This is a genomic window from Flavobacterium sp. MMS24-S5, assembly GCF_050320125.1.
Taxonomy (GTDB): Bacteria; Bacteroidota; Bacteroidia; order Flavobacteriales; family Flavobacteriaceae; genus Flavobacterium; species Flavobacterium tyrosinilyticum.
Genome location: NZ_CP190016.1, coordinates 103831 through 116160, shown reverse-complemented (window position 1 = coordinate 116160; position 12330 = coordinate 103831). Strand labels below are relative to the sequence as shown.

At 31.2% G+C, this 12330-nt stretch carries 11 protein-coding genes; 7 read left to right on the top strand and 4 right to left on the bottom strand.

Going from position 1 to position 12330, the window contains the following annotated elements; all coding sequences use genetic code 11:
• Positions 1–3: 3 nt before the first annotated feature.
• Genes ACPWTF_RS00565 through ACPWTF_RS00535 form a run of 7 tightly spaced genes read left to right on the top strand, consistent with a single transcriptional unit; the run spans position 4 to position 6457 of the window.
• Positions 4–2265 (top strand): OmpA family protein, encoded by a 2262-nt coding sequence (locus ACPWTF_RS00565; RefSeq protein ID WP_427873954.1) that lies wholly within the window; start codon positions 4–6, stop codon positions 2263–2265.
• Between the two features lie 8 nt (positions 2266–2273).
• A complete protein-coding gene (locus ACPWTF_RS00560) occupies positions 2274–2759 on the top strand; it encodes a hypothetical protein (RefSeq protein ID WP_427873953.1) in 486 nt (161 codons plus the stop codon).
• Between the two features lie 11 nt (positions 2760–2770).
• Positions 2771–3457 (top strand): hypothetical protein, encoded by a 687-nt coding sequence (locus tag ACPWTF_RS00555; RefSeq protein WP_427873952.1) that lies wholly within the window; start codon positions 2771–2773, stop codon positions 3455–3457.
• 9 nt (positions 3458–3466) lie between these two features.
• The gene (locus ACPWTF_RS00550; RefSeq protein WP_427873951.1) at positions 3467–4144 is read left to right on the top strand and encodes a hypothetical protein; all 678 of its coding nucleotides are present in this window, start codon (positions 3467–3469) and stop codon (positions 4142–4144) included.
• Positions 4145–4177: 33 nt separating this feature from the next.
• Entirely contained in the window at positions 4178–5074 is an 897-nt protein-coding gene (locus ACPWTF_RS00545; protein WP_427873950.1) for a hypothetical protein, read from the top strand.
• A 30-nt stretch (positions 5075–5104) separates the two neighbouring features.
• Positions 5105–5890, top strand: coding sequence for a hypothetical protein (locus tag ACPWTF_RS00540; RefSeq protein ID WP_427873949.1), 786 nt, complete (start codon positions 5105–5107; stop codon positions 5888–5890).
• Between the two features lie 24 nt (positions 5891–5914).
• Positions 5915–6457 carry a hypothetical protein gene (locus ACPWTF_RS00535; protein ID WP_427873948.1) on the top strand — a complete coding sequence of 181 codons (543 nt, stop codon included), beginning with the start codon at positions 5915–5917 and terminating at the stop codon, positions 6455–6457.
• Between the two features lie 111 nt (positions 6458–6568).
• On the opposite strand, the gene ACPWTF_RS00530 is transcribed toward ACPWTF_RS00535, so the two are convergent.
• From ACPWTF_RS00530 to ACPWTF_RS00515, 4 genes are all read right to left on the bottom strand, one after another.
• Positions 6569–6967: a helix-turn-helix domain-containing protein gene (locus ACPWTF_RS00530; RefSeq protein WP_427873947.1), complete on the bottom strand. Its 399-nt coding sequence runs from the start codon at positions 6965–6967 to the stop codon at positions 6569–6571.
• Between the two features lie 433 nt (positions 6968–7400).
• A complete protein-coding gene (locus ACPWTF_RS00525) occupies positions 7401–10013 on the bottom strand; it encodes a glycoside hydrolase family 3 C-terminal domain-containing protein (protein WP_427873946.1) in 2613 nt (870 codons plus the stop codon).
• Between the two features lie 277 nt (positions 10014–10290).
• Positions 10291–11418: a hypothetical protein gene (locus ACPWTF_RS00520; protein WP_427873945.1), complete on the bottom strand. Its 1128-nt coding sequence runs from the start codon at positions 11416–11418 to the stop codon at positions 10291–10293.
• 24 nt (positions 11419–11442) lie between these two features.
• Complete coding sequence (locus tag ACPWTF_RS00515) at positions 11443–12228, bottom strand: polysaccharide deacetylase family protein (RefSeq protein WP_427873944.1); 786 nt, start codon at positions 12226–12228, stop codon at positions 11443–11445.
• Positions 12229–12330 lie beyond the last annotated feature (102 nt).

Below are 12330 nucleotides of genomic sequence, written 5' to 3'. Positions count from 1 at the left end.
ATAATGGCAAAAGGTGTTAAAAAAATAAAGTGGACAGGGCAGGGAAAAGTGATCAGTAATTTGTCTGTTCCTAACAAAAAAGCAGCTATCAGTCCAAGTGAGTATGTATTTTTTGAAGTAGATCAATGGTACGATGGAACTCCTGAAACAGATAAAAAGAAGAACATAACTTGGATTTTTCAGGATTATAAGGCTAGAACCATCATTTTACAAAAGACATTGCCTATTAATAGGGCATATGGAATAAAGCTCCCTAAAAACTTATGCGGGCAATATGAATATTATCTTGAAGCAAGCCTTTCCGGAAAACGTGACTTAATAAATCAGACTGGGCTAAAAATAAGTGGTTATTGTCCTCCAAGAATAGAAAGTAGCAAATGGTGTACAACTAATGACGGAGACGACGTAAGGCAGAGTCATATTTTTTCTTATGGAGAAATTACTTACTTGAATCTTGTTACTGAAGGACTTAACGGACACAAAAATCTTAGGATAGATATTTTCAGGCATCTTGATTTAAAAACAGATAAGTTGTTGCGAAGTATTGCTGGTGTAGAGGTTATTGATGGTGAAATCAATTTGCAAATTAGCAATACTTACTCATGGTATTTTGATGTAAAAAATCCAATAGCAAAAGAGCTATTTTATGTAAAAGTATATGATCCTGTTTCAAAAACATATATTGTTGATGACAAAAATGACACAGAACATGCCCGTTTTTTACGCATGAAGAGGGACGTTGTTTCACAACAGATAAAACCGCCAACAAACTTATCGCCTTTAAAAACGGGGGAACCAGCCAAAAGTACTGAAAGATTTGAACCTTGCAAATTTGAAACCATTACTATTGTTGAAGAAAAAAAAGAAAATGGAAAAACAACAAAAGAAAAAACTTTACTTTTTGATAATGGAGATAAAGTAAAAGGACAAAGCCTAAAAAAAGAACCGCTTAATAAAACTATTCTTTTTGAGTTTGATAAATATGAGATAACGTCTGAAGCTAAGACGACACTTGATAATACTTTACAATTTTTACTGGAACACCAATTTTCGAGTATCAAAATTGATGGACATGCCTGCGTAATTGGTAAAGAAGATTATAACCAAACATTATCACAACAACGAAGTGATGCTGTTAAAAAAATATTTGTAGATGGTGGTTTAGATGTAAAACGCATCACCTCTATTGGTCGTGGAGAAGTAAACCCAACAGACAACAAGCAAGGTCGCGACAACATAAAATACAGAGACGAAAAAGAATATGTGGAAAATCGTTGCGTAAATATTTCATTTGATTATTATGGTCATGATGCAAACACAATTGTGTATAAAACTATTACCTCAAGTCATAATAAAAATATTACAATAGATGTTACGGGATATGAAAATAAAGCTTGTTTTAGAGAAAAAGGAAAGCATCAAAAAAACATCAAAATTAACTCTCCGGAATATAGCAAAGCAATAGATCAGGTTACCAATAAATTAGATTTTCCAATAAAATCTAATTTAGCATCATTGAATCCTGCACCTATACAATATATTTGGCCAGCAAGTTCGGCACCAAGCTTATATGATATAAATATTCATTCTTGTCGCTATTTTTCAAATAATAACACCACTACAGTTCAGGTAATGGCTTATCCTGATATAAAGTGGAAATTCAATTTTTATGTCAATTTGAGTAACGCTTTAAGCATAAAATGGCAAAAACTTCACGAGAGTAAACATGCCGAACTTAGAGAAAAAGCGTTAAAACTAGCTAATGAAGAAAAAGGGAAATATACTGAAGTTGATTGTGGTTTTAGTTTAGAAGCAAATTTCGACAAAGATGAAAATGGGAAATATCAAAAAACTCCTGATTTAACTTTTAAATATACTGATAAAATTAAATCTCTTTTTTCTGTGATATCTTCTATAAAAAAGGTATCTCAAGGAATAACGACGACTACAAAAGGAAAATTATCATCAGGAATAGGAAGAAAATTGCCTTTCGATATTACATTAAATGCTCCAGCAGTATTTTTTGGCTCAGAATGGGAAGCTGATTTAAATAATAATCATAGTGAAATAGGTACAAAACTTAAATTTTTCTTAGAAGCTAAACCATTAGTAGAGTTGACTTTAGTTGTTGATCTTTTGAGTTTAGCTGTCCAAGCTGGAGTTGCAGTTGTAACAGCAGGAAGTGGTAACGCATTAGCTCTAGAGGTATTCAATATGGTTAGAAGTTGGGCCAAAAAGGTTATGAAACTGAAAACGTTATCGTGACTTTTAAAATGTACATAGATCTAGAAATTAAAGGCTCTGTATCTGGACTTATAGATACTACATACAGTACTATAAATGATGGTAGTGAAGCAAATTTTAATTTAGATTCCAATATTTCTATTGAATTAAAATCTGGTTTAGAATTAAAAGGAATGATTGTGGTAATAGGAACGGTAAAAAAACCAGAATTAGAAGGTCATGCTGAAGGAACCTTTAAAGCAAGTGCAAAGATGGGACTAACATCTGGTCATTCATTAAAATACAATTCACAAGTTGGAATTTTTTATACTCCGAATTTAAAGGTTGATCCATGTATAGGTCAAGTTATACTTATGATAAAAGTAGGATTTACTTATAAAAAAGTTAGTTCTGACTGGAAACCAGTTAATTATAATAGAACGAGAACTTTTTATGAAGAATTTGATATTATGGAAAACTTAGCAAATCTTACAGGGCATAAAAATCAAATACTTTTGTGGGAAAAGAAAAATTAAAATAAAACATAATGAAGAAAATAACAATTTTAGCGGCCTTAAGCCTTCTCTCGTGTAATGGTCAACAAGAAAAAAAAGAAATAGGGCTCCAAAAGATACAAATGGAAACAAAAAAAAATAGCTCTATGGAAATACTTAATTTAACCGATTTTAAATTTAAAACTAATATAAATGATGTTTTAAAAGGAATCGGTCTAACATTGGATGATAATGTTTTAAATGAATACAATATTTCAGGAGATTATGAGGAATTTAAATTCGCGCCTCAGCAAATAAGTTTATTTGGCAAGAATATTGACGCAAAAAAAAATGAAATTTCATTTTTTTACACCAAAAAAGATAAACTCATTTGGTGTTATGAAATTAATATTTTGAACAATGATGATGCTCTTAAAATAATTAAGGGGTTTGAAAATAAATACAGTCCAAAACCTGCATTTTCAAAAATTTCCTTATCAACAAAAGAACATCCTCTTTTTCTGGATGAAAATGGAGAATTTAAAAAAGATAAAATGGAAGAACGTATTTTAGTGTGGGAATATGATAAAGAAAAAATTACGTTTTTTGTTATATATAAGGTTAATTATGATAAAAATCCGATCGATGGAACTTTGCAAATAATTGCTATAGATAAAGATAGTACAAAATATAAAGATTGGGTTTCATTCAGATCTTTAGATCTTTATTATAAAAATTAGATCTAATTAATGAAAAATTCCATTTTACTTATACTTGTCTGCATCTTACTACAAAGCTGCAACCCGCCAAAAAAAGATTTGGCAAAAATTACTTTTACTGAAAAGTACAATACTTTTTTTGGTGATATTCCTAATGAATTTGATTTGTCTATCTCAGCAAAAACATATACAGGCTATTATGAATCAGAATCTAGCGAAATCCTGAATTTTAATGGAGTCGATTTAAGTGATTATAGAAATGAAAAAGGTGGTTTTGGAACTAATAATGTTCGTTTTGCCTTTACTAAAGATAACCATGTTTTATGCGAGTATGTCATAAATTTAAATACTGAAAAATCAATACAAAAATTAATAAATGCATTAAAATCTAAATTTGGAAAAGCAAAATTTGCTGATAAATTGGATTTATTGGATGACTTTCCCGACGCCTATATTTGGCAAGATAAAGACATCATTTATTTACTATCTGGCACAACTCAAAGTTCAGCTTGGTTGATGGTTTTTAATATTAATTATAAAGAATTGTATGACAATAGAATTTCTGGTCCGTTTATGTATTATTATGATTATTTAGAATATTTGAAAGAAAATAAAAAAACAGACAAACAGATTTCTTACTATCAATATGCAAAAATTCTGGAAAAAGAGGGATCAAATTATAAAATAGACAATTATGTCAAACCATAGATAATTAAAAAACTATTCATTAAAAAAAACGAAATGAAATATACTGTATTAAAACTTACCGCATTTAGCTTACTCATTTTATTAATGATTAGCTGTCAGGAAAAATTTAACGGTAGATCTGAAAAAGAGTTTAACCTTTCACGTAAGAATGTCGAAAAAGAATTAAACGCAAAGGAAAAAATTAATCTGGAAAAAGCTTTTAGAGTAATTGTATTAAAAGCTATGGTTTTAAAATGGGACGAACCAAATAGATACAAAGGCAAATCATTTAATGAAATCTCATTAGAACTTATTGACGGGCAAACATATTCATCAATAACCGATTTAGCTGAAGATTTTTTACAAGAACGTAATAAAAAAGATGTTGAAAGAATAACAACCGAAATTGAAAAATTAGAAAAGAAGAAAACCAAAATATTAGAAATTGAGAGAAAACTAAATCTATTTAAAATTGAATCTCTAGAATTTAATGAAACTAGGTGGTTTGGAGAAACGGTTCCGCAATTAGAAATCAAATATAAATATATTGGAAAAACTGATTTAAAAGCTCCTTTCGAAATATTTCTTGAACTAACGGAGGCAAAAACAAAACACGCAATATCATTACAAGGAAGTGGTTATGAAAAAGAGGACTATATTTTAAAAAATGGAGAATCGATATATCCCACTGTTAACCTTGAAGAAGCTAAAGAGAGAAATCCTGATATCTGGAATAATTTAAAATATCCAATTAAAAACCCTAAACTTTTAGATTACAATTTAGAGTTAAAAATATATGTATCCAGTTTATATTTAAACGGAGAAAAAATTATTAAGCCAAAAATTACAACCCAAGAAATTGATCTTGAGATCGCAGAACAAAATAAAGAGCTCAAACAAATTTTAAGTTCTAAAGGAAGCTTAGATGAACTTGAATTAACGGAGAAATAAATTCTTTCACCAAACCATCCATTTTTACTAATGATGAATATTATAACCCAACCATATTATACACTAGACTTTTCTGTTGCTGCTTGCAATTTTGAAATTTTGGTAAACGACATTCCTGTCATAACGATGGAAAGTGAAGGCCAAATCTCAACCAACATTCCTATTAACTATGCGATTTATAAATCTGGAGAACAGTTTATAACAGCAAATATAAAACCATTAGCTGGCACAGAGAATCTTCATCCTGATGCTTCTTTAAAATTTAATGTAAGATTGTATGACGTTGCAAACAATGATTTTAAACGTATAAATGATTATGAGGAAGTAAAACTTCCTCAAGTTGAAGAAAATCAAAAAGTGCCTTTTCTTACTCAAGAAACAGAATTTGTAGCCGAAATCCCATATTCTCTGATCAATTGGAATAATGGCGAAAACTTAAAAGATGTAGACGATATAAAAGAAAAAGTAATTCAAGCTTATAATAATCTTGCTAATCTTTTGAAAGAAGAAAAATATGCAGAATTTGCAGAAAAAATAAGTGTCCGAGAAAAAAACATGGCAACCTCAATGTATTTAACCAGTTCAGAATCTAAAGCCCGAATTAACAGTTTAATTGACGACGCCAAAAATGGTTTTGATGTAATGCCACTACCAAAATCGATATTTAAATTTTACGGTTATGGCAAATTGGTAACGTTGAAAAAATTAAATGGAGAACCAGCCTTTTATCTATACAACAAAGAAACGAAAGAAGAACTCATGATTGACCAAATGTTATACATGCCAAAGGGCAAAACAGAGCTTGAGATTATTTAATTTTAGAAATAGATTAAGAATGACATGAAGAAAATCAAACTAATTTTATTATTAGCACCTATCTTTTTTTGTTGTAAAGATGAAGAATTAAATAAGTTTTCATCTAAAGAAAAAGCAGAAATCTTAGATACACTAAAATCAAGAATAAAAATTGACATAGATGATTATACATTATTTAAAAAACAGCCTACCAATATCCTGTTTATAAATTCAGGATTTTTATTAGATAAAAAAACTGTCGATATTTATAAAAAGCAAGGTTGGGTAAAAAACAGAGATGAGGATCTAGAAGATTTTGTTAAAGTAATAGTTTTAAAATATAATTTTAAAAGAGAGGATGGTAAAACACTAAAAATAAAAGATGTAAATCAAATTGAAGTCGGGAATTCACCATATTTTGAGGAAAATAAAAAATTATATAGTAATTTCAACATAAGCATTCCATTAGATAATAATTACACAAGACTAAATGGATATATTACACTTGAATTAAAAATAGATAATCAAAACAAGAGGGAATTAACCTTACCTATCAAAATAAATTTAATAGATTTTTTTGAGAAATAATGAACTTAATCATAGCTAAAAACAAATTATAATTACTTTAAAAATTATAATTTTATTCATAAAAAAAGCCCTGAATAATCAGGGCTTTGTTCTTTTTGCATATTCAGTAAACTATCTTCCTTTCAATAATTTTTCCAAATATTCTACTTTATCTTTTTCAGCTTGTACCAATCTTTCATACAACTCAACAACTTTATCAAGCGGATTAAATGTTGGCTGATACTGAATATTTGAATTCATAGATGCATTATCATTATTATTTATTGTATTTCCAATAATATTAAATATAGCTTCTTCCGAAAAATTCTTAATAGCTTCCACACTTACACCAAGTGCTTTTGCAACTTGAATTAATTTTTCTTCATCAACATTTTCACTATTCTCCATAGCTGAGATTGCCTGTTGATTTGTTCCCAAAGCTTGTGCAAGGGCTTCTTGTTTCATGTCTTTTAATTCACGAATACGGCTTATTTTTCGCCCGATATGATTTGGTTTTAGTAATGTACTCATAGCTCAAAGATAATAATTAAGAATAAAAAAATAGAAAATGTATCCTACATTTTGGTGCTGTAAAATACCAAATCACCTTTTTGTCTGACTTAACAAAAATACAATTTTTCAGACAGAAAAAAAGCCCTGATTATTCAGGTCTTTATTCATTTTGCATATTCAGTAAATTATTTTCCTTTTAAAAATTTTTCTAAATATTCTATTTTCTTACGCGAGGGAGGGGAAGCAGATGAAATCTCTGAAACGGTTAAAAAGTGGAAAGAAAATAACGAACTGCAATTGCCTAAGTTTGATCCAAAACGGGTCGAAGAATTAAAGGATAGTATTAAATATCCAGATAAAGGAAGTTTTGATATATTTTGATAAAAAAAACGAGCTTCAATTCTTTTGAAGCTCGTTTTTTTTGCGCAGTATGCTATCATTTGGACTAAGATTATTTTTCTAATACAATAGTCTTGCCTGTAAATTTGATTCTTCCAGTTTGAATGTCAGTAGAACCGTCAGGCTGTTTTCCGCCAACAAAAATAGTAAACCAGCCTGGTTCTACAACGAGTTGTTTTTTCTTGTCGATCATAGAAAGCTGTCTTGGCGTAATAGTAAAAGTAACAGTCTTTGTTTCGCCTTTTTTAAGATGAAGTCGCTCAAAACCTTCTAGTTGAAAGATTGGGCGAGGAGTAGAAGCTTTTTCATCTTTGATATACAATTCGGCTACTTCATCTCCGTCACGATCTCCTGTATTGGTTATATCAACAGAAACTTTAAAATCGGATTCAGAGTTTAAATCTTTTGGAAGCTGTAGATTAGAATATTTGAAATGGGTGTAGCTCAAACCAAATCCGAAAGGATACAAAGGTGTTTTATGAAAATAACGGTAGGTTTTGCCTTCCATGTCATAATTCTCAAATGCAGGAAGCTGATCTACAGATTTATAATACGTAACAGGAAGTCTTCCTGCTGGATTATAATCTCCAAACAAAACATCTGCTATAGCATTTCCACCTTGCTGTCCCGGATATCCTGCTGTTAAAATTGCTGGCAGATTATCATTTGCCCAATTAATAGAAAGCGCACTTCCGTTAATTAAAACCAATATTACAGGTTTTCCTGTAGCTTGAACCGCTTTCATAAGTTCTTCTTGATTGGCAGGAAGATTCAGACTTGTTCGATCACCGCCATTGAAACCATCAGCTTCTACTTTCATTTCTTCGCCTTCTAAGCGTTCATTTAATCCCAAAACTAGAATTACAGCATCGGCTTGATTGGCAGTTTGTACCGCTTCTTGAACTAAGTTTTCTTGCGGTTCTGCCCATAATAGTTGCGCAATAGCATCACCATAATAATTTTGGTATTTAATTTCTATTTTATATTTCTTTCCTGCTTCTAAATCAATCTTCTGAGGACGAAAACGTGGATGATGCGTATTTTTGCCGCCTGAAGTTTCTCCGCCTTCAATTTGAACCGTCATATATGGTTTCGACCATTCCGAAATGTTATAAGTTCCCGATTTAGATACTGTAAGATAACCGGTCCATTTTACACTATAATTTCCCATTTTTAAGCGAGGATCTGGCGTATTAACATCCCAATGAAAATCAACATTGTCATCTATGCGAGTAAAAAGAGGTTTTCCATTCCATTCACGATTATCATAATATTCTCCAATTAAGCCTTGTGTTCCGTTTTCATTTTGAAAATAAATGGATGGGATAATTTTCATAGCAGGAACTCCTTTGGCTAAATCGGTTCCTCTTGCATATAAAACTTTTGCATTGGGTTCCAATTTATTTTGAATTCCCTTTAAAACAGTAATAGGATTGCTTGGAAAACCGTTGTAATTCCCCAACAACGATTGAACATCATTAGCGTTTGGGCCAATTACAGCAACGGTTTTAATATTCTTAGAAAGTGGCAGTGTATTATTTTGGTTTTTCAAAAGAACAATACTTTTCTGCGAAGCTGTTCGAGCAAGATAATCGTGTGCTGCATTATTGTTATTAGAATAAGGAATTTGCGCATAAGGAACCATATCGTCTGGATCAAACATTCCTAGTTTAAATCTTGCAGTAAATAAACGTTTTACAGCGGTTTCAATATCGGCTTCTGTAATTAATTTTCGATCTACAGCTTCTTTTAGGGATTGAAAACTGCTTCCGCATTCTAAATCCAAACCGTTTTTGACCGCTAATGCAGAAGCACTTGCAGCATCTTTGGTTATTTTATGATATTGCCAGATATCAGTCACTGCGCCACAATCAGATACAATATAGCCATTAAATCCCCATACATTTCGAAGAATATTAAAAAGAAACGGACTCGCACTTGCCGATTCCCCTCTAAAACGATTGTAAGCACCCATAACCGAGTAAACGTGGCCTTCTTTGACTAAAGTTCTAAATGCAGGAAGATATGTTTCGTATAAATCAACATCGCTTGTATTAGCATCAAAATAGTGACGGGACGGTTCTGGACCAGAATGAACTGCATAATGTTTGGCAGTTGCAACAACTTTTAAGTATTTGTCATTGGTGCCTTGAAGTCCTTTTACATAATTGAGTCCTAATTGACCCGTAAGAAACGGATCTTCACCATACGTTTCATGTCCGCGACCCCAGCGAGGATCACGAAAGATATTGATATTGGGTGACCAAAATGTCAATCCTTGATAGATGCCATGCTGTCCTCTTCTTAAATATTCATGATGTTTGGCACGAGCTTCATCAGAGATTACATTGGCAACATCCAATACCAGCTGGCGATCCCAAGAAGAAGCAATTGAAATGGATTGCGGAAAAACAGTAGCATATCCTGCACGGGCAACTCCGTGTAGCGATTCGTTCCACCAATTGTATTCAGGAACTCCCAAGCGATCAATTGCGGGAGCAGAATCCATCAATTGATTGATTTTCTCTTCTAATGACATTCTAGCTACCAAGTCATTAACACGCTGTTCGGTTGGTAAATTAGGGTTTTTGTACGGAAAATTTTCTTGCGCAAAGGTGGCTAAAGCAAAAAAATGTAACGCAATAACTATGGATTTTCTTTTCATAGGTTTGGGGTGGTTTGATTTATTTTTATATACTGTTAAATTAAAAAACAGCAATAACAGTTTGGTTTAGTTAGTCTTAAATAAATATACTTAATTCTATTTTAGAAGAAAGCAGAAAAGTCAAAATAAGTTTCACAGACTTTTTCAAAAATATTTTGCAAGTATAGTTTTTAATGATCTAAAACTTATAAGTGTTTAATTATGAAACAAAAAAAGAATCTAATTTAATGGATTTGTTTAAATTAGATTCTTTGAGTTTTAAAATAATTAAGATTCTTTATGAACCTTCAGTATAAGATTCGTTCCATAGCGAATTTGGCTTCAGGTAAACTTTATTTTCCTGAAAATCCAAAATGGTATTAAATCTTTTTAAAATTTCGCTACCAAGAATATGGGTTTTAAATCGTGCCGGATTGTTTGCTGTTAGTAATTGTACGGGAACATCATTTAGACATAAATTGCCTAAGTAAAGTTTTTCGTTTTTCACGGTCAGAACTGGAACTTCTTCGCCTTGACCATTTTTTAAAATTACTTTTTTAAGAACAGGTAAACTTTCTGTTGGATATCGCTGTTCTTTTACCATTTCCTGATCGAGCATTACGGTGCGCTGATAGCCATTGTCAAAAAGAAAACGACCTTTATAAGCTGTATTTTTTATTTGAAGTTGTCCTTGAACGCAAAACAAAGTATGTGTAAATTCCATATCCAATTTTGTGTACTCTTTGTTTCGTTTGGATAGCTTAGAATGAATTATAAAAAGCTTTTTATCATAATCGATTTCTACAATTTTACCATCAAATAGATTCCAGCCAAAGCGCCCTACAGTTCCTTGTCCAGAAAGTTCTACAGGATAAATCTGCTGATCTTTCCAGATTTGATTTCCAAGTTGGAAACGATGCCCTTTTAAACTGCTTAATTTTAGCTGACTGATCATATCATTGGTTAAAAGAAAATCACTAGTTCCCGAATCAAATTTTAAATCGAGTGTTTCTTTGTCGTTTAATTTAACTTTGAAAATGATGTTGTTAAATTCTGAAAGCACAAAAGGAATTGTATCATGTATTTCAGGTTTGAGTTTTGAAAAGTTTTGTAAAGGCGGACATTCAATACGTGTATAACAGCTGTCGGTATTATTTAAAATAACGGCAAAATCAAACTTTTTTCCAGGTTTTAGTTTTATGACGATGGAATCTTCATTGGTGTAAAAAGTTACCGTTTTCTCTTTGGGAGTTTTATTGGTTACGTATAAATCTGGTTTTGCTTTTGAATCTAAATACCATTTCGTTTTTTCTTCATTATCTTCTTTTATATAACAGATTTTAGAAGAAGCTTTTATTACAGGATTTTTTACTTGGGCTTGACAAACCGTTGCGGCAGCCATCATTAAAATAAGATAAATCTTCATTGGTTATAATTTCTATTTTTTGGATTAAAGTTTTGGCGGAACCAAATTGTCTAAATCTGAAAGTTTATAGAATTTAAGATCATTCAGTTTCATGTATTTACAGATAAATTCTAAAGTTTCTATTTTTACCTGATAATTTTCTGTGACCTCTTTTACTGGTTTATGACCGCATAAAAGTAGAATTTTATTGTTCTTTTTGGCATAATCTAATAACTCCAATACATACGGAATGCTAAAATGAATATGGCTGTTATCGATATCAAAGGCAAATACAATTTTAGAATTATTAAAATAACTGTCTTGCTTTTCTGGAATTTCGCCTCCAAATGCTCTTCCTCTAATAATTTTGAAAAGAGGAGATAGTGCTTTGTCCAGCGAATCTGATCTTTCGCCATAAGGATAAGCAAATGAAGTAACGTTGAAGGACTTTTTTTTCATAGAAATAATCATCGGATCGATTTCCTGTTTTAGATATTCTTTGACGCTATATTTTTGAGTGAACTTAACGGCATTGTAATGATGATAGCCATGTCCGGCAATCTCATGACCGTATTTTTGCATTTCGAGCAGTTTTTTAATTTCAGGAGCTCCAATCGAATCAATTCTGCAGACGTTAAAAGTTGCTTTCCAAGAATATTTTCGCAAAACTTGATCGGCTTCTGACCATTCGTCGACATAAGCATCATCAAAAGATAAAATTACACCTGCTTTATAGGCAGGTTTTGCAACTGGTTTTGGTTTTTTATTTTCGCAAGAAAATAAGGTTAAGAAAAGTAAAAGCAATACTGTTTTTGTAAAAAGTATTTTCATAGATTTTTGCTTTCTGGTGAATATGAATTGAACATATAAAGAATCAAATATAAAGAATATTCTGAGCAACTAAAACCTGATTTGTTTGGAATGAAACCACTA